17 protein-coding genes, 4 tRNA genes and 1 pseudogene are annotated in these 18,226 nt (G+C 57.7%); 5 read left to right on the top strand and 17 right to left on the bottom strand.

The window, feature by feature from the left end; genetic code table 11:
- Nucleotides 1-35 precede the first annotated feature (35 nt).
- The 4 genes and pseudogenes from WCT10_00255 to WCT10_00240 all read right to left on the bottom strand — a co-directional run bounded on the left by WCT10_00255 (nucleotide 36) and on the right by WCT10_00240 (nucleotide 3,232).
- Nucleotides 36-1,124 carry an HD domain-containing protein gene (locus WCT10_00255; GenBank protein MFA6603253.1) on the bottom strand — a complete coding sequence of 363 codons (1,089 nt, stop codon included), beginning with the start codon at nucleotides 1,122-1,124 and terminating at the stop codon, nucleotides 36-38.
- Between the two features lie 159 nt (nucleotides 1,125-1,283).
- Nucleotides 1,284-1,403 (bottom strand): annotated as a pseudogene (locus WCT10_00250) (CxxC-x17-CxxC domain-containing protein).
- Nucleotides 1,404-1,793: 390 nt separating this feature from the next.
- Entirely contained in the window at nucleotides 1,794-2,819 is a 1,026-nt protein-coding gene (locus WCT10_00245) for a metalloregulator ArsR/SmtB family transcription factor (protein ID MFA6603252.1), read from the bottom strand.
- 143 nt (nucleotides 2,820-2,962) lie between these two features.
- Nucleotides 2,963-3,232, bottom strand: coding sequence for a metalloregulator ArsR/SmtB family transcription factor (locus WCT10_00240; protein ID MFA6603251.1), 270 nt, complete (start codon nucleotides 3,230-3,232; stop codon nucleotides 2,963-2,965).
- 333 nt (nucleotides 3,233-3,565) lie between these two features.
- Here WCT10_00240 and WCT10_00235 point away from each other — a divergent pair, with 333 nt between their 5' ends.
- A complete protein-coding gene (locus tag WCT10_00235; GenBank protein MFA6603250.1) occupies nucleotides 3,566-4,171 on the top strand; it encodes a hypothetical protein in 606 nt (201 codons plus the stop codon).
- A gap of 263 nt (nucleotides 4,172-4,434) precedes the next feature.
- On the opposite strand, the gene WCT10_00230 is transcribed toward WCT10_00235, so the two are convergent.
- The 4 genes from WCT10_00230 to ftsE all read right to left on the bottom strand — a co-directional run bounded on the left by WCT10_00230 (nucleotide 4,435) and on the right by ftsE (nucleotide 6,935).
- Nucleotides 4,435-4,505: transfer RNA gene (locus WCT10_00230), tRNA-Gln, on the bottom strand.
- A gap of 70 nt (nucleotides 4,506-4,575) precedes the next feature.
- Nucleotides 4,576-5,337 (bottom strand): hypothetical protein, encoded by a 762-nt coding sequence (locus WCT10_00225; protein ID MFA6603249.1) that lies wholly within the window; start codon nucleotides 5,335-5,337, stop codon nucleotides 4,576-4,578.
- A 3-nt stretch (nucleotides 5,338-5,340) separates the two neighbouring features.
- Nucleotides 5,341-6,258: a permease-like cell division protein FtsX gene (locus tag WCT10_00220; protein ID MFA6603248.1), complete on the bottom strand. Its 918-nt coding sequence runs from the start codon at nucleotides 6,256-6,258 to the stop codon at nucleotides 5,341-5,343.
- Nucleotides 6,255-6,935 carry a cell division ATP-binding protein FtsE gene (ftsE, locus tag WCT10_00215; protein ID MFA6603247.1) on the bottom strand — a complete coding sequence of 227 codons (681 nt, stop codon included), beginning with the start codon at nucleotides 6,933-6,935 and terminating at the stop codon, nucleotides 6,255-6,257. Before ftsE ends, WCT10_00220 begins: the two co-directional genes overlap by 4 nt.
- 139 nt (nucleotides 6,936-7,074) lie before the next feature.
- Here ftsE and WCT10_00210 point away from each other — a divergent pair.
- From WCT10_00210 to WCT10_00195, 4 genes are all read left to right on the top strand, one after another.
- A tRNA-Gly gene (locus WCT10_00210) sits at nucleotides 7,075-7,148 on the top strand.
- Nucleotides 7,149-7,219: 71 nt separating this feature from the next.
- Nucleotides 7,220-7,295: transfer RNA gene (locus tag WCT10_00205), tRNA-Thr, on the top strand.
- Between the two features lie 122 nt (nucleotides 7,296-7,417).
- Nucleotides 7,418-7,524, top strand: a tRNA-Thr gene (locus WCT10_00200).
- Between the two features lie 715 nt (nucleotides 7,525-8,239).
- A complete protein-coding gene (locus WCT10_00195) occupies nucleotides 8,240-8,821 on the top strand; it encodes a hypothetical protein (protein MFA6603246.1) in 582 nt (193 codons plus the stop codon).
- Nucleotides 8,822-8,960: 139 nt separating this feature from the next.
- Here the strand turns inward: WCT10_00195 and WCT10_00190 are convergent, their stop codons facing one another.
- From WCT10_00190 to WCT10_00150, 9 genes are all read right to left on the bottom strand, one after another.
- On the bottom strand, nucleotides 8,961-9,965 hold the full coding sequence (locus WCT10_00190; GenBank protein ID MFA6603245.1) for a peptidylprolyl isomerase: 1,005 nt from the start codon (nucleotides 9,963-9,965) through the stop codon (nucleotides 8,961-8,963).
- Between the two features lie 9 nt (nucleotides 9,966-9,974).
- Complete coding sequence (locus WCT10_00185; protein ID MFA6603244.1) at nucleotides 9,975-10,382, bottom strand: septum formation initiator family protein; 408 nt, start codon at nucleotides 10,380-10,382, stop codon at nucleotides 9,975-9,977.
- A 21-nt stretch (nucleotides 10,383-10,403) separates the two neighbouring features.
- A complete protein-coding gene (locus WCT10_00180; GenBank protein MFA6603243.1) occupies nucleotides 10,404-11,096 on the bottom strand; it encodes a PH domain-containing protein in 693 nt (230 codons plus the stop codon).
- Between the two features lie 8 nt (nucleotides 11,097-11,104).
- Entirely contained in the window at nucleotides 11,105-12,454 is a 1,350-nt protein-coding gene (gene murE / locus WCT10_00175) for a UDP-N-acetylmuramyl-tripeptide synthetase (GenBank protein ID MFA6603242.1), read from the bottom strand.
- A gap of 423 nt (nucleotides 12,455-12,877) precedes the next feature.
- Complete coding sequence (locus WCT10_00170; GenBank protein MFA6603241.1) at nucleotides 12,878-13,705, bottom strand: helix-turn-helix domain-containing protein; 828 nt, start codon at nucleotides 13,703-13,705, stop codon at nucleotides 12,878-12,880.
- Nucleotides 13,641-14,384: a helix-turn-helix domain-containing protein gene (locus WCT10_00165; protein MFA6603240.1), complete on the bottom strand. Its 744-nt coding sequence runs from the start codon at nucleotides 14,382-14,384 to the stop codon at nucleotides 13,641-13,643. The genes WCT10_00170 and WCT10_00165 overlap by 65 nt, the downstream gene beginning before the upstream one ends.
- 518 nt (nucleotides 14,385-14,902) lie before the next feature.
- Nucleotides 14,903-16,066: a glycosyltransferase family 1 protein gene (locus WCT10_00160; GenBank protein ID MFA6603239.1), complete on the bottom strand. Its 1,164-nt coding sequence runs from the start codon at nucleotides 16,064-16,066 to the stop codon at nucleotides 14,903-14,905.
- Between the two features lie 409 nt (nucleotides 16,067-16,475).
- On the bottom strand, nucleotides 16,476-16,994 hold the full coding sequence (locus WCT10_00155) for an NYN domain-containing protein (GenBank protein MFA6603238.1): 519 nt from the start codon (nucleotides 16,992-16,994) through the stop codon (nucleotides 16,476-16,478).
- A gap of 280 nt (nucleotides 16,995-17,274) precedes the next feature.
- Nucleotides 17,275-18,126: a thermonuclease family protein gene (locus WCT10_00150; protein ID MFA6603237.1), complete on the bottom strand. Its 852-nt coding sequence runs from the start codon at nucleotides 18,124-18,126 to the stop codon at nucleotides 17,275-17,277.
- Nucleotides 18,127-18,226 lie beyond the last annotated feature (100 nt).

The following is an 18,226-nucleotide window of genomic DNA, read 5'->3' as shown; positions in this document are numbered from 1 at the left end:
AAGAGCGCCGTCCTGAGGACGGCGCTTGGATCTTGTCACCAATCCAGATCTGGATTGGTGAAATCGATGCTCTTGTTCAGAAGATGGCGCATGATATCGGCGACGGAAAGATTCGCGAGAATATCACTGGTCATCCTGACGCCCTGGTGCAACAGACCGTCCAGCCAGGCCACGTCCTCGTCATTGAGCAACGCGAGCAAGACGGCCGGATCGTAGTCCGGAGCGGACTCGGCGAGAGCGGCGAAGACGCCTTCCAGGATCTTCTGCTCGTCGACGTCGGCGTGAACCCGGCCGTAGACCTTGTACATGCGGCTCTTCAGGTCGGCGAACCGGAGAGCAGTCTCCGATCCGCTGAAACTGACCGCGCCGGCTCCGGCCGACTCGATGCAGAGACCGGTGACGCAGGTCTGGACGCGCTCGCGATGATTCGCGCCGAACCAGGCGACAACCTCGGCCAGTCCGAGAAAATCCCCGACGAGCAGCGACTGGCCATTAGCCAGCCGGCGCGTGAACACGTCATTGAAGTCGGCGAAGATGTAGCTGATCTTGTCGGCGTACATCACGACAGCATCCTCCGGCGCGAGACCGGCAGTATGCAGCTCGCCGGACCCGCGGGAATGGTTCCGGATGCCGCTCAAGGTCTGCCAGGTCAGGTTGAGGCCGCCGCCGCGGCGCTCGATCTGCTGCGCGATCACCGCGCCGAAGATCTCGTGCCGGAAGTTCTTCCCGGTCTTGCGAGCCAGGAACGATTCGCCGGCATGGCCGAACGGCGTGTGGCCGATATCGTGTCCAAGCGAGATCGAGCGGCAAAGCTGCTCGTTCAGGCCCAGGATCCGGCCGATCATGGCGGCCGTGCTCATCACCTCGAACGAATGACTGAGCCGGTCCCGCACATGGCGATTCCGCGGTTGTGCGATGACCTGGGTCTTGCGGCCCAGACGCCGGATCGCCTTGCTGCACAGCAATTTGTCGAAATCAGCCGCGTACGGCGAGCCGAAACCCTCCAGCCAGCCGTCTTCGTCGGACGCTGAGTCATGACGGCGTCGGGCTGATCCGTCGGAAGTGGCCAAGTGGACCAGACTGTCCTGACAAGCCTTCAATTCATCTTTTCGGTCCGCGTTCATTTATTGCCTCCTGTGGTTTGAAAAAGAACTCTGACAGATCATCCTACGTCAGCCGCCGATAAAGTCAAGATAAGTAGAACAACGGACAGCCGCGCGCGCCCGCGCCGCGATCCGCCCGATAACAAAACTCCCCACCTTGCGGCGGGGAGTTTTTTGCCATTAGAACTTGCGCGGACCGTAGCTCTGGCGGCGGTTGCGGTTGCAATCGCGGCAGTAGACGGGGCGATCGGTCTTGGGCTCAAAAGGAAGTTCCTTGATGTCGGCGCCGCAATCAGCGCACTTGAGACCCATGGCCGAAACGTCGAAGATCTGGCGTGGCGGGAAACCGCCCTGGCGAGGTTCGAAAGCCATATGTGTGGCCCGCTTATCGGCGGGCATTCTTTTTAGACGACCTTTACCCGGTAAAGTTCGACATGGCCTTCGTATCGTGACGCTTGAGACGCCTTGTTTCCGGCCGGAAATCGATCGTTGTACCGTGGCCCCAAAGATAGCACGAGTCCGACAAAAAGTCAAGACTGGCTGACGTGCGAAGGCTGGCCCGGCCTCGCTCGCGCGACCCGGACCCTCCACGGCGCGCGGCGCAACCGCACCTGCCACGACTCTCCGCCGCGGCGAACTAAAAACGCCCAGCACGTTCAGCGCGGGGCATTGTTCCCTTTATCCGCTCTCCTACTTTCCTTCGACCTCGATCGCCATGCCGACGACGAGTGTTTTCACCCCGTTCTCGTAAAAACCGAAAGAGTGGAGCTCGACCCACTTCACCTCGCGGGTATCCGGACGGATGATCCGGCAGCGGCGGACGTAAGAGGCGCGCGGCTTGGTCATGGAAGCCTCGAAATCGCCGCGCATCACAGGCAGATCATCAAGATGCAGCAACGCCCAGATAGCCTGGGAGGTGGTCGGCCGCGCCCCCAGGACGCCGATGGCGTCACCCAGCATCTCTACGCGGTTGGTCTTGATATCCCAGCGCCAGGCGACCGCACGAGTCGCGGACAACGCCATCCTGATCAGGTTCTGATCCGCGGCTAGCCTCCGCTCGATCTCCTTTTGCTCGGTGATATCGACCAGCACGGCGATGCAGCTGTTATTACTGCCGTCCTGCAAAGGTTCCTCGTTGGCCAGGACATCGATGACCCGGCCATCCAACCGCACGATCCGGGTCTCATAAGCCTTCAGTTTGCGGCCATCGGCCATGGCCATGTATCTCTTCTTGATCTCGACGCGGCATTCCGGACTAGTGAGCCCCTCGAACGACCGGCCGATAATATCGGACTCTTTCTTGGCGGCGAGCAATTTCAGACCGGCGCGATTGGCGAAAGTGACCGCCCCGTTCTTCTGGATGAAGAGAGCCGCCGGAGTCATCCGGACGATCTGATCATAACGAGCCTGCGTCTGGCGGCGCACCTCGTCGCTTTTACTGACCATGAATTTCTTGAGTTCCTCAATGTTGCGGAGAAGCGGGGCGACCGACCCCTGATGCAGCGAGTAGTACCGGAACTGCCCTTCCTTGCGGGAACGGATGAGCTTAGATGCGACGAGTCGCTTCAAATTATGGGAGACCAAACTCTGATCGCGCCTAAGTTCACGGACCAGTTCGGTCACGTTCTTCTCGCCGTGATAAAGCGCGTGCAGGATGTCCAGACGGATCGGATTCGCCAGGGCGCTGAAGATCAGCTTGATGGCTCCTGAATCCATACTCGTTTCGCTGAAGATTTCTTCGACTGGTGAATTATAAACTGGTTTGATAAATATTTCAAGACTTTGGTGAGAGCGCTGATCCCGGGCGACCGCGCGGATAAAAAAAGACCGCCGTGAGGCGGCCGGTCGAACTGACGATCTTAGGGTAGGACGATGTAATCCTTGATCAACGGGTTGGCCAAGGCGTACACCACGTTGCGTCCATAGCGCTGGGTTTTCACGAGACCATGACCCTTAAGAATGCGCAACTGATGAGAAACGCGCGACAGAGTAGCCTTAAGAATTGCGGCTATATCCGTGGTTGTAAGGCCATTTTCCGAGTTCCGGAGTAACATCAGCACCTGCCAACGAGCCTGGCCAGAAATAGCCCGCAACATCCGCGCATGATGACGGACCTTCTTATTCGTCAAAACATCCCTATAAGACTTAAGCTCCGCCTTTACCATAAAAAAATACTTCAGTATTAGAATATATCAATATTATAATTACATTTTTTCATATGTGTCAAGGGGAGGGTGGTATTATGAACTTTGATCCCAGAGCCACCACCCTGAACCAGTACAACAAAAAATCGACTGGAACAGGGTTGTGGATATCTACCCGATCGACAATCCAACCGATCATTCACAGCTTCCGCGCACCAATGCCAGCCTGATCCGGAATATCTTGACCATCCGAAAGTCGATATTTCGATGTGGCCTATCAATTTCTTCTCCGCCAATGCTATTGTTACCATATATCCTATGTTAGAAATCAGCTCCTGCCTCGGCCTCCTGGCCGGTCTCATCCACTTGTCCTCTTATGCTCTTTATAATCGCCAAATGCTCACCGGAGCGTCGCGCCCCAACACCACGACCTGGCTCCTGTGGACTTTCCTGGCCGGCCTGAACGCCGCGAGCTATCTCATCATGAGCGCGGACTGGGCCAAGTCGGTCACGCCCATCGCCGGCGCCGCCGCCTGCGCCGTGACCCTGACCCTGGCCGCGAGCAAAGGAAAACTTTCCCGGCTCTCGCGCTTCGACGGAGTCATTCTCGCCATCGGTTCGACGGCCGGACTGATCTGGTGGGTCTCGCGGGACGCTGCCTGGGCCAACCTGCTCCTCCAGGTCGCTTTCCTGATCTCGAACATCCCCACTTTCCGCGGCGTCTGGCGCGATCCGCTGACCGAGAAACCGCTCGCCTGGTTCGGTTTCGGCCTGGCCTATATCATCAGCCTGATCGTCGTCGTCCTGCGCTGGCAAGGACAGTGGATCGATCTCGCCTACCCGCTCTGCAGCCTGCTCGCGGACGGCGGCGTCGGCGCGGTCTGCGTCCTGCGCCGCTGGCAGCGCGGACTCAAACTGTTCTGAATCCAAATTCGATCCCGCAACCTGATGAGTTGCGGGATTTTTTTATGAGAATACGGTAAGCAGCTTCGCGCGGCGCCAGCGATAATCGACTCGGCTCGGGGGCTTGGAATCGAACCAAGATAAGCCCGCCCCGCACTTCGTGCGGGAACCAGGGCGGGCTTGCCGCAAGCGGTGGCGGCCACCGCCGCGTATTTATAATGTCCGTCCTGACGGACGGACCTGCGGTAAGCAGCTTCGCGCGGCGCCAGCGATAATCGACTCGGCTCGGGGGCTTGGAATCGAACCAAGATAAGCAGCTTCAAAGGCTGCGGTCCTACCTTTAGACGACCCCCGAGCTGAAACGACTATCGACCGCCGGATCTCAAAAGACCAGATTATGGTCTGACCGGTCCCGCGTCAAGCGCCTATTCCTGATCCGCCGGCTCCGGAAAAACCTCCGCGCTCTTGGTCAGAGCCCAGCTCATTTCCTGATCGTAGACGAACAGGCCGCCGCTCCATTCGAAAACATCCGCCGATCGGCCCCAGGACGCCTCCGGGCCGGCGCCGCCGAAAGACCGGCGCGTGACCACCACCTCGTCAAAACCATCGCCGGTCACGTCATAAAAAGCCACCCGCGAATCGCCGTTCGGAATGGAGCCGTCAATAAAAAAGGCGGGCAGCACTTGGCCGGTCCCGGTCTTCATGCGCGCGATCTCCAGCCGGTCGCCGTTGCGCACCGCAAAAAAAATCCCTTTGGCGTTCAAATTAGCGAGCGGTGCGGTCGCCAAAAGCGCCTGCTCAGCCCCCTGGCCGAGCTCCGCAACCTCCAATTCCACCTGCGAGGTCAGGCGGGAATCCACCTGCGCAGCCAGGCGATAATCCCCGGCTTTCCGGTCCCAGACCGCCAGCTCCAAACTTCCGGCCTGTCCGTGCCGGGCGGCGAAAACCAGGGCCGGCCGAACCGGGTCGTCAAAAGAGACCTCCGAGCCGGCAACGGCGGCCCAGCCGGGCGGCAATAACCGCGTCAGATCCGACCCGCCGGTCTCGAGGATTTTATTCGCTCCCATGCCCGAACCGACGCTGAGCCACAGGACGCCGCTAAGCAGGACCAGGGACAAGGCCAGACCGAAAAGCAGGAAGAACGCGGCCTGGTTGGAGGCTTCGTGATGGGCTTTGTTGCGGAACATAGGTCAGGCGCGCAGATACCGTCCGGTCGCCAGCTTGGTCGTGACGAGCGCCATGACGACCACGGCCAGATACTGCGAACCGAAAATACGCAGATAATTAACCCGGTAGAAACCCAGCAGATCCACGGAGGTCGTGCCGAAGAATGATTGCACGAACGGCTGCAGCAGGCTGAGCAGCGGATAGATCAGGGCGGCCGCCGCCAGCATGGCGAGCGTGCTCCACAAGATCGCCTCGACGTAGAACGGTCCGCGAATGAAGCTGTCAGCGGCTCCGACCAGGCGCATGATGCGGATCTCTTCGCGATGGGTGTAGATCGAGACACGGATGGTGTTGAAGATGATGAGCAGGGTGATGAGGCCGAAGAACAGGCTGGCGCCGAAGCCGAAGGTCTCGACGCGCCGCGCGACCTGCTCGACACGACTGATCATGATTTCGCGGTCGTCGAAATCTTTTTCCTCGATCAGGGTCGAGAAGATCGGTTCGTCGAGCGCTTTGATGATCTTAGGATAACCGTCGAGCGCCTTGGCCTTGACGATCAGGGTCGAACCGAACGGATTGTCGCCGATCTCGCCGAGCGACTTCTGGATCAGCTCGTCCTTCTTGTACAGCTGCGAGAACCGTTCCAGCGACTGGGCCGGCGAAACATACTCCACTTCCTTGACCTCCGGCAGCGACAGGAGCGACACGCGGACGGTGTGTACCCGCTCCTCCTCGATCTCCGGCTTGAAATGGACCGCGACGTCGATCTTGGACTTGACCAGGTCGATCGCGACCTTGCCGAGCAGATTGACGACGACCAGGCAGTTGATGGACACGAGCGTGAGCGCCAGAACGCTCACGGTCGCGGCCGCGAGCCAGACATTGCGGGTGAAATTCTGCGCGCCGAATCTGATGACGCGGCCGAGGGAGACGAAGCTCATAGGACGTATTTCCCCTCCTCCTGATCGGAAACGACCAGGCCCTTGTCGATGGTGATGACGCGCCGCTGGAGTTCGTTCACGACCTCGCGATTATGGGTGACGAGGACCACCGTCGTGCCGAACTCGTTGATCTTCTTCAGGAGATCGATGATCTCGCGGGTGTTGATGGAATCGAGATTGCCGGTCGGCTCGTCGGCGACGATGATCTTCGGCCGGTGGACAAGGGCGCGGGCGATGACCACGCGCTGCTGTTCGCCGCCGGAGATCTGGAACGGATAGCGGTCGCCCTTGCCCAAGAGCCCGACGATCTTCAGCGCCTGCGGCACGATGCTCGCGATCTTTTTGGAACTCGCACCGCAGACCTCGAGAGCGAACGCGACGTTCTCATAGACGGTCTTCTTGGGCAGCAGTTTGAAATCCTGAAAGACCACGCCGATCTGCCGGCGCAGGAGCGGGATCTCCGAAGATCTGATAGCGGAAATATCCCAGCCGCCGATGATGATCTGGCCCTTGGTCGGGCGTTCTTCGGCGATGAGCAGTTTGGCGAGCGTCGTCTTGCCGCTACCGCTCTGGCCGACCACGGACACGAACTCGCCCGGCCGGATATGCAGGTTGACGCTCTTGAGCCCCACGACTTCGTGAGGATAAAATTTGGTGACGCTCTTAAGTCGGATCATGGTCCTCTGGGCCGCTGCCGGGGCGGCGTTCTTGCAAAGATATAGGACAAGTATATAATAATTCGCGTCTTTGACCAAGCGTGCCGGATGAGGCGGGATCAGGCTCAGCTGGGGACAAATCGCGCCTGCAGCTATCCGGGCGGGTATAGTACAATGGTAGTATGCGACCTTCCCAAGGTTGAGACACGGGTTCGATTCCCGTTACCCGCTCCACCGAGCTCAGCTCGGTTTAAAAAGCGAAAAAAGCGAGGTGAGACCAGCTTAGCTGGTCCCATCACACAGACGCCACCTTAGCTCAGCTGGTAGAGCAATGCTTTCGTAAAGCAGAGGTCCGGGGTTCGATTCCCCGAGGTGGCTCCACGAAAGACGACCGCGCAAGCGGCCGTTTTTCGTTTGCCTCATGCTCAGCTGGTAAGCCGCCGGACAGAACTTCGCGCAAAGGCGCTAAGTTCGTCCGATACTGCGGCTTGCGGCTAGAGGTGGCGGCCTTAGCCGCCTATCCAAATGTCGGCCAAGCATGGCCGACACGCCGTAGGGCAATGCTTTCGTAAAGCAGAGGTCCGGGGTTCGATTCCCCGAGGTGGCTCCACAAATGAAAGCGCCGGGCGCAAGCTCGGCGCTTTTGAAATATAGAAGCCACCGAAGGGGAATCGAAGGGTACGGTGAGGCTTGCCTAGTATGGCAAGCCGAGACGACCCGGGCTCCGGAGGAGCAGTGAGTACTTGGGGCAGGGGCCCCAAGTAACGGGCTATGGGGGAGGAGGATTCCCCGAGGTGGCTCCATCGTAAAAAGCGGCTGGGTTCATCCCAGGCGCTTTTTACGTATAGAGATAGGTCGGGGAATCGAAGGGTACGGCGAGGCTTGCCTAGTATGGCAAGCCGAGACGACCCGGGCTCCGGAGGAGCAGTGAGTACTTGGGGTAGGGGCCCCAAGTGACGAGCTGCGGGGGAGGAGGATTCCCCGAGGTGGCTCCATCATAAAAAGCGGCTGGGTTCATCCCAGGCGCTTTTTACGTATAGAGATAGGTCGGGGAATCGAAGCCGACAGCGAGCCGTGCCTAGTATGGCACGGCGAGATGCGGCGGGCGGCGAAGGAGGCGGCGCACATGAGAACTTTTCCAGCGCCGCCGGGTGAGCCGGATTCCCCGAGGTGGCTCCACAAATGAAAGCGCCGGGCGTAAGCTCGGCGCTTTTGAATATCGGCCCGTTGACTTCTCATCGGAATACTGCCAGATTATCAGCAGTTCGTTGACATCTTCTCTGCAGATTGGGCCGACAAGCTCGATCGCAACCAGGAGGAAGAACGTGAAGTTCACCGAAAAACTGGCTCTGATACCGTCTATCGTCCTCTCAGGCATCAATTTCTGGGTTCGCCCGCCGCACCGGCTGAAACTGACGGTCGACCACGACTTTGAAACGCGCCGGGAACGCGAACGCCACGAACTGGATTGGCCTCCAGTCGCAACCTGTGATCCATCGAAGGGTCACCTATATCCGCCATTGAGATGCATCAACATGGATCTGCACTACAAGTACGACGAGCAGGAGGCTCTAGAGCCATGTACGATCGCTATCAATTATGAGACGCGCCGGATCGATCATACCTACTCCAGCGCGTGGCTTCTCGACAATGGACCCGGGGGTTCCGGCGAGATCGGCGTCGCCTTTTTCTCACTGCCATTCTTAGTGCCGCTGTCGCCGTTCCTGTGGCTGGCGTATAAGTACTACCGGTCCATGGAGAAGCGGCTCGGGCTGTCCTGTCAGGGCTACGCTTTGCTCAAGGCACTCAAGGGCCAACTGGACCCGGAGACCGAGGCGCTGCTGACCGAGGCCCTGAAGAACGAATGGACGCACGACCAGGTTCACCTCCACGGCAGAAAAGAATGAAAAACAGACGACCGGCTCGGACCGCGGATGATCTTCTCCGCGGTCTTTTTATTGCCGCCCCGCGGACGCCGGAGCCTGGACTGCCGCTTTCCAAGATACCAAAAGCGCCCGGCTGATGCCGGGCGCTTTTTATATATTCTTACTCGACCATCTTCTTGACGCTGGCCGCGTCGACCAGCTTCTGCAGATACTCCTCGACAGTCATCGTCTGGATCAGGATATGAGCCGCGTTCACCTCGGTCACGGCGCCATCCTTGTCCGTCTTCACTTCCGACACTTTGATGATGTGATAACCGAACGAGGTCTTGACTGGGTCGCTGATCTCGCCGGCCTTGAGCGCGAAAGCCGCAGCCTCGAACTCCGGCACCATGAGACCCTTGGCGAACCAGCCCAGCTCGCCGCCGGTCTTGGAGTTCGACAGATCGGCGCTGTACTCGGCCGCGAGCGCGGCGAAATCCTCGCCCGCCTTGGCCTTGGCCGCCACCTCGGCAGCCTTGTCCGCGGCCTCCTTGTTGAACGCTTCATCCTTGGCCAGCACCTCGGCCAGCTTCTGCTGCAGGAGATACGGCACCAGGACCTTTTCCTTGAACTCGGGGACGGTCCAGCCGTAGAGATCCATGATCTCCTGCTCGACGCTTGAACCCTCACTCTGACTCGAAAGCTTGGCGAACTCGGCATCGACCTCTTCCGCCGTCACTTTGAGATCGTACTTCAGCGCCTGTTCCTTGAGAATCTCATTCTGGATCAGGCGGTCCAGGACGTTCTTGCGGATCTCCGGTTCCGCCGGCGCGGCCGGAGCGCCGGCATTCTCAGCCGCCAGCTTGGCATAGAAATGCTTCAATGTATCCACGTCGGCCAGAAAATCAGCGTAAGTAATGATGTTGTTGTTGACCATGGCCGCCGGATACGGAACCGCCTTGAGCACGGCCGTGGTGGCCGGACCGCTCCAGTTGTACTTGTAGATACCGATCGCGAAAACCGCCAATAGGATCAGGGCCAGCAGGATCACGCCGGCTCCGAGACCCAGCGCAAAACTCCGGGCAACGGATTTGACGGTCCTGGTTTTAACCGGTTCCGCCGACGGGATCGGCGCTTCGACTTTTTCCGGCATCGCCGGGGACTCCTGTTTCTCTTCTTCGGCCATAGGCATGGGTTATGGTTTCTGATGAAAAAAATATCGCCACCATTTCAGCGCGTTCGACTCGCGCGGCCGGGACTCTGCGGACCCGGTTGCCTCCGGCGGCTGAGCCGGCGGCGGCGGCGTAGTTTCCTTGATGATGATAACTGATTCCCCAGGCTTCTGCAAACCAAGATTGAGCCTGGCCTCGCGCTCCAGAACGTCGGCCGCGGCGAACTTCTGGCCCAGCTTGGCGATGTCGAAGTTCTCATCTTCCAGCTTCCGCGCCTGTTCCTCCAGACGGGCGACATCCCGCTTCATGGCGTTATTACGCGCCAGCTCGCCGGCAAATCCCCAGGCAACCAGAAACAACAAGACCAGATTGGCCGCGAGAATGCGGCGGCGGCCCAGAAAACTGCCGTTGGCCTTCTGATGCTGGTCCATACTTTGACCGGTGCGGCGGGATCAATCCTGCGCCGAATCATCCTTCATCAGTTTCTCGACGTCGGCCTGATCGACCGCCTCCGACCTCGGCTCCTTGTTGTTTACCGCTCCTTTGAGTTCGACTAGGAAGGCCTTGGCCTCGATATCCGTCAGGCTCGCCGCCGCCTCAAGCAGCGCCGAGACTTTCTCGTTGCGAGCGCCAGCCGGCACCGCCAGTCGCGCGGCCAAGATCTCGGAGAGCAGGTGCTGCACCTCTTTGGGATCGCGCGCGTACTCCAACTCCAGGTTCGAAGTGGTGCCGGCGGTCTGGATGATCAGCGTGCCGTAATTCAGGAGCGTCCCCCAGAATCCCTTGATCTTATACGAAACGTCCTGGACCTTGTCATACGCCGCCTCCGAAACGGTGCGCTCGAAAAAACCGCGCTGGTCGACGTCGATGACGCGCAGATTGGTGATGATGAAAGCGTTCCAATACCAGACGACAAAGGTCTTCAAAGAGTGGAGCAGGCCGGCCAGCACGGAGGCGGCGAAAATGAACAGCCCCCACGGCACGCCGAAGCCTCGCATGGCGAAGAGCGGCACCATGAAAAAGAACGGCGCGGACACGAGCAAAAGGCCAGCCAGGACCCGCGGCGCGTAGACCAGCGGAAAATGACGCAGGATCATCACGACGATCTCCCCCTCTTTCAGTTTGACGGCTTTGAGCAGCGACATAGCGAGGTTTATTTACCGTCGGCGAGCCGGCGGGCGATGAGCCGGCGCAATTCGACGCGTTCATCCCAGGGTTGTCTGGCGCCGTGCGCGCCGACGATGGCTTGCTCCGCGCCCTTGCCGGTCGCGATGACCAGGTCGCCGGGCGCGGCTAGATCAACAGCTTGTCGCAAAGCCTCGTGGCGCTCCGGAACCAGGAAGAGACTCTCCCTCTCTCGCTTGCCGGCCGCGCGCGCTCCGGCGGCGACCTCGCGGATGATCTCCAGCGGGTCGTCGTCGTACGGATCCTCGTTCGTGACGATCACAATATCGGCGTGCTCCGCGGCCAGGCGTCCGAGCACCGGCCGGCGATCGCGGTCGCGGCCGCCGCCGCAGGAACCCAGCACGTGGATGATGCGCTTCTTCGGGAACAGGGCGACCGCTTCGTATAATTTGCGGAAGGATTCCGGTTCCGGGGCGTAATCGACGAGCACGGCGAACGGCTGGCCGGCCGCGATGAATTCCATGCGTCCGGGGACGACCTCGATCTTGGCGAGCGCCCGGGCCGCGGTCGCAAGCGGCACGCCGAGGCTGCTCGTGACCGCGATGGCCGCGAGCGCGTTCTCGACATTGAAAGCGCCGAGCAATTTCAGCAAGAACGCGGCGCCGCCGACGCTGAACGCGGAACCTTCGGTGGTGACGCGGACATCGGTCGCGACCGTTGTTTCATCCACAGCGGCGGCGACGGCGCTGCGGCCGGGCAGTTCCGCGCGATAACCGATCTTCTTCGGCGCGGCGAAAGACAAGAAATATCCGGCGTGCGGATCGTTCAGATTGACGACGGAAGTTTTAACGATCTCGCGGCCGCCGAATCTCTTGACCGGCCGCGCGGTCAGATGGCGGAACAGTTCGCCCTTGGCTCGCTTGTAATTCTCGAAGCCGCCGTGCGACTCCAGGTGTTCCGGCGTCAGATTCGTGAAAACGACGGCGTCATAATTGATGGCCGCGTGGCGATGCTGTTTGACGCCCTCGGAAGAGGTTTCGACCACGGCGTAGCGGCAGCCGGCCGCGACCATCCGCGCCAGGAGCGCCTGCAGGCGCGATCGCCCGAGCATGGTCATCTTGGTGTCGTTCAGCCAGTCCTGGCCGGCGATGCGGAAATTGACGGTCGTCGTGAGACCGACCTTCTCCCCCGCTTCCTCGAGGATGCGGGCGATGAGATTCGCGGTGGTCGATTTGCCGTTCGTGCCGGTCACGCCGATGACGATCATTTTCTCCGATGGGAAGCCATGGCGCCAGGCCGCGAAATAAGCCAGGACCAGGTGGTAAACGTCAAAAAAACGGGCCGGAACCAATTTTTTCAGCTTGCTTTTCATGGCCATAGATTAACACGGAGCGGGAGTCTTGAAAACAACGCCTAAACCGGCCGCGAACGCCCCAAGCTGGATCAGCTTCGAAAAAACTCAAAATATCGCGATCAAAACATCTGGTCAATCAAACTCGCCCCTGCTGAGGGGGCGAGTTTTATTGTCAGTGACTATTGACAAGTTGGTGAACTGATGTTATATTGCCGTCTTGTGGAAGTCGTCGACGACGATCTTCACAACATGGTCCCCACACCAGTATCTCCTTTTCATCTCCGGGGACCGGAGGGTAGCAAAATGTGGCTCTTTCCAATACGACAACGCTGGCTTCTACGGCCGGTGGCTCACTGCCCCGGTGGTAGCTAACTACCACCTCTCATAAAACTAGCCAACTTCGAATCTCTTCGGCAAAAGTGGCGCTAACTCAAGCAGCCGCTTTTTTTATTTTATGGACGCCCATGCCAACTCAAACAAAACTCTTATAGTCTGTGCGATTTCCTTACTTTCGATAATAGTCCCAAAAATCTTTCCTCTATAGGAAAATGCCGCGACCTTATCACCATAAAGTGTAATCTCACCATGTAGCGGCATTTTTTCGTACGGGATCTTTTTTACCACCCAAGATGAGAACCTGGACGGTAACTCAATTTCTTTTGACTTAGACGAATAAAGGATTCTAATCGCGATACCCTTACTATGAAGACTATTACGAAATACAGCGACATCATCCGGCGATGATTCCACCTTTAATACATCATCGAGCGCGACAATATTTTCTAAAGTCTTATCGTTAGTCCTTAGGATGTCTTCATGAATCGCCTTAAGCCCTTCGATGCCTTCATAAAATAATATGTTGGGCCTATCACCCGCGGCACGAAGAAATGCAACCAAATCCGGCATTAAATCTTCTAGAAGCCGTTTTTTATTTATAATCGTTTCTCCCTCCTGATCGAGAATGTGCATCAACCTTTCTGGTGATTCTGCTACAAACATTGTCTTCTTCCCCTTTTCAAAAGTTGAAACTAATCCGCGATCACGTAGCGCCTCAATCATTACATACGTTGTTGCTCTTTTTACTCCGGCCTTTTGTGCTATAGCCTGAACTGGCGAGGGTCCCAACTCCAAACTAGCTAAATACACCCGAGCCTCCTTATCGGAAAAACCTAACTTGCTCAATTGTGCTTCGTATGGTTTCACAGACATATTATTTTGCGTTTTCCCAAAGTGACAAAAATAACGTTTTAAAAGTTGTGGCAATTTTCTGGCCATTCAATAATACGCAGCTTGCGCTTCCATCGTAAGATATCAATAAAACTTTGGTTCCGTAGATAATTACGTCACACGCGACTTTTTGCTTATCGCTTAACATTCTCGAATCGACATTTTTATGTTTTACCTCGGTCGAGCCCAACTTGCTCGAATATAAAGATTTTATTTTATATTTATCTAATATCTTTCGACGTATATCGTTCTCGTAAATAAGAGGCAAAATTTGTCTAGACTCATCCATGGACGTCAATTCAAACAATTCATTGGCAGCTGTTTGTAAAATATCGCTCTGTGCCGCTTGAATACCGGCAATACCCTCAAAAACTTGCACGGTGGGCATTGATGACTTCGGATCGATTACACTGCTCAATTGTTTTGAAATATCCTCAATTATTTGTTCCTTTCTTTTGAGCTCATTTTTTTCTTGCTGAATAATATATCCCATTTGTCGAGGACTAGAAGCAGAAAAAAACCTCTTCTTCCCTTTCTGGAACGAGCTCATGAGGCCGCGTTTGATGAGCGACTCGATCATCACGTAAGTGGTCGGGCGGTTGACTGTGGCCTTGGCGGCGATGGTCTGCGCGGTCGACGGACCGAGCTCCAAAGACGCCAGGTAGACCTTGGCCTCTTTTTCCGACAGACCGATCTGTTGCAGGTCCTTTTCCAGTTGTTCTTTCATAGATGTGAGCTCATCCCCGCTCCTGGGGCTAGACAATAAAAGTGTCATCACCATAACACTTTAGGGCTATTTTGTCAAAATCACCGGCCGCCGCAAGCCTGACTCCTGACTCAGCTATCCACAGACGCCTCTTGCGTTGCTTGACCACCTCCAACCGACCGGGTATATTTAGCCAACCGTCACTTGGGACGGCTGCACCTTAACAATTGAAAGCGACGAAATCCTTTCGATCCTCGCTATAAACGCCAGGACCACGTCAAACGCCCGCCCTAGAAAACAGCCGGTTGAAAAACAGGCTGCCGCGGTCGAAACACGAGGAAGATCATCGCTTCAGTTGTGCTCGGTCTGCTGCAAAACAGCAGGCCATCCCGGCCAAGGATATGACCCGTCAAGAACGGATCATGTGACTGACCGGCTCTGCTTTTTCCGCGGTATAGCCGCGGTTTTTTATTATAGGAGAAACGGAGTCATGGAGATGCGAAGAGACGAAGTCAAAAAGCCGACAATGACTCCGTCTCTTACTGACACTTCTCCGCTCCCACGAGCGGCCGCAGCGTCTCCCACGTCAGCTCGGCGGTCCGGCGCCAGGAATAATTCTCCAGTCGTTCCGTGCCTTTGATGATGAGTTCGGCTCGGCGCGAGTTGTCGCCCGCTAGACGGCGCATGGCTTCGGCAATGGACTCGGGTTTAGCCGGGTCGCAATATTCGACGGCGTCGCCGCCGACCTCCGGCAAGGACGCGACGCGCGACGCGATGACCGGCGCGCAGCAGGCCCAGGCCTCGATGACCGGCAGGCCGAAGCCCTCGTACCAGGACGGCAGGACGAGCGCGGTCGCGCCGGAATACAAGAAGTGGAGATCCTCCGGACAGACATAACCAGCCTCGCGCACGCGGCCTTTTCCGAACAGCTCGGCATGTTCCGACGCAGCGGCGTCATAACCCACTCCCCTTTTGCCGACCAGGACCAGCTGATATCCGGGCCGGGGTTCGTCCGCGATGAACGACGCGAAAGCCTGCAACAAGCCGCTCAGATTTTTTTTCGCTTCGAGCCGGCCGACGAACAAGAAGTACGGCCGCCTGATCCCGTAGCGCGACAGGGCGGCCGCAATCTCCGGTTCGCTCTCGGCCATGCGGCAATTCTTCGGATCATACCCGAGCGGCGTAACCGCGATCTGTTCCGGCTTCGCGCCGAAGAAGCGGATGATCTCGCTCTTCGAGAATTCGGACACGGTCAGCAGAGCGGCCGCGTGACGGACGGCGAAGCGGGCCGCGAACCGGTGATACAGCCGCTCGGCGAAAGTGTACGCCTCTTTACGGACCATGAAGGCGACGTCGTGAAGCGTGGTCGCGCTGCGGCGCGGCAAGACGAGCGGCAAGGTGTGGGCCGGAACGAAGAGCGCGGTCGGCGGCCGGCGCAACATCTCCCAGGACAAGCGCAATTGCGTCCAGAACTTGCCGGGGGGCCACTTCAGAACAGCGCTCTCCCAATTCGGCGGTAAGTTCTCCAGCCCGTCGCGCAGCGGTTCTTTAGAATACAAAACGACGCGCGTGGACGGCGGGATGACAGCCTTCAGCTCTTGGATCAGATGAAAGGCGTACCACTCGGTGCCGGTGCGCTTGGCGGCGTTCGCCCGCGAGGCGTCGATGCCGAGGGTAGGTTGGGAGCAGGATTTGGGGGGCATATTTGAGAGAGACGGAGTCAGGGAGTCATGGAGAGACGGAGTCAGGGTCGCTCGTTAACTCCGCATCTTCGTCTCTCCCTGACTCCGCAACTCTACCGATTGGCTTTTAACTCCCAAAGTGTAACACAACCGATTCTGCTGAACAGGACGAGACTTTCAGAGATGATCGTCCCCTTAGTGCCTGACACTTTGGGGACAGTCAGATCAAAGTTTTTAAGGCCGAAATTCACTTCGGTGTCAGGCACCGACACAAATGCTGATACAAAAACCGCCCGGGCGCTGGTGCCGGGGCGTTTATTTATCAGTTTTCTGCCTTGACACATCGACCTTATCTCGATAGACTGCAGACATCACGATGAAAGGGGTTCCTGAAGGGTTTCGTCCCGAAAGGTGCCCCTTTCTTTTTGTCTCAACGTTTGCCCAGCTTCTTGCTCATCCCGTTCAGAAATCGAAAAATGCTGCGTTGGGGTGTGCTGAGAGACTTCAGGAGCGAAGAAAGTTTGCGACTGTTCGGAGCGATCACGATATACAATTTCTTCTGCTCCAAAAGGTATTCCACCAGACACCGAAAATCGCCGTCGCCGGTCACGATGATGGCCTGCTCAAAATTCGGATACTCTATCATCGTGTGCAGAACCAGCTCAGCGTCAACATTGCCCTTGACCGTCCCGTCGCGTAACTCCATCGTCGGTTTAAAAACGCAAAGGTAGCCGGCGGAACCCAGATATTCATACAGTCGCTGATTCCCGGGCTTATACCCGATGAAAAGAAAGGCCTGAGCAACCCCGTATTTATCCTTCAGGTACTGCCGGAAACGGCGAAAATCCAATTCCCAGCCCTGATCTTTGACCCCTAAATGGAGGTTCTGTGCGTCGATGAACGCATAAGTGAGGCGACTTATCCGCCGGAAAATCGATCGGATCGTCAAACATCAAACGATGGGTTACGACTTAGTCCGCCTTACTTAGCTGAACCGGAATATTTGGTCAAATCAGTTTCGGTGCCAGGCACCCCGCCTGCGGGCGGTGAGCCAGGCACCGAATCAAAAAACGCGGAGCAGTTGCGCGCCCGCGTTTTTCTTTGTTCATCTATTTTGTTGTTTTTTACTCTGAGGGCGGGATTGCTTCGGCCAGCTGAGCTGGCCTCGCAATGACGGCTGATGAGGATCTTCTGACTCCCCCACTCCGTCTCTCCCTGACTTCGTCTCTCTACCTATTCCACATCCCCTTCTTCTGATTCATGGCGTCGAGACCGCCGACGAGGAGGAGTTCGGCGTATTTCCAATTCGGAAACTCGAGGTTGTGGAAAGCGAGGCCGTTCCGGACGAGATCGTAATTCAGGTTGACGTCGCCGACCTGCAGGAAGCGCAGCTTGGAGCCATCAGCGGTCTGATCCTTGATATCGCTTTCGACCATCACGGTCTTACCGGTCGTGAGCGTCTTGATCCGGTCCATGGCGGCCTGCTGCAATTCGGGATTCGTCGGCACATCGACGCTGATGAGTCTTATCTTGGTGTCGTCGTCGAGGACGACAGTGTCGGCGGAAACGACCTCCTTGATCCGATGTCCGCTGATCGACGGCTTAGCGGTCTCAGACTCGATGGCGATGGCCGCGAGCGCCTTGGCGGGAACCGGAACGCCGGTCCGCATCACGAGCCAGGCGTCGTCCGCCGTGGCGAGGCGCATCCGGACCTTCAGGGTCGGGTGCACGTACCAGCCGGCGCCGAGCATGTCATCCGGAGCCAGGACGTAACCGGCGCGATCGGCGGCATAGGCCGCGTCGCTGGTCCCTTGTCCCTCGACGGCCACGCGTGCGATGTTACCGAAGCTCACGTAGACGGCGCGGGCCGTCAATCGATCGAGCGCCTCGCTCGGACGTCCGAGATAGACGCGCATGAGCGACTGCGGATTCACGTACCAGGCCTCGCCGTGGTTCGCAGCGTCGATCAGGATCTGGCCGGCGTAAGGCTTGGCAGCGTCCTCGGCGGTCGCGGCGAAAGTGCCGTTCGGGAGAAGACAGACAGCAGCCGCGAAAGCCAGGACCCACAGATATCTTCGCATATTCAGTGTTGGTTAATTATTAAAGAGAATGCCCGTCCGTGCGCCCTTTCATGTCACAGACAGGCTAAAGTACGTTCGTTTCGATGATGAGTTTTTACCG

The organism is Patescibacteria group bacterium, assembly GCA_041667185.1.
Lineage (GTDB): Bacteria > Patescibacteriota > Patescibacteriia > SG8-24 > SG8-24 > JBAYFM01.
Note: the sequence above shows the minus strand (reverse complement) of the source record. Positions and strands in the feature narration are given on the sequence as shown.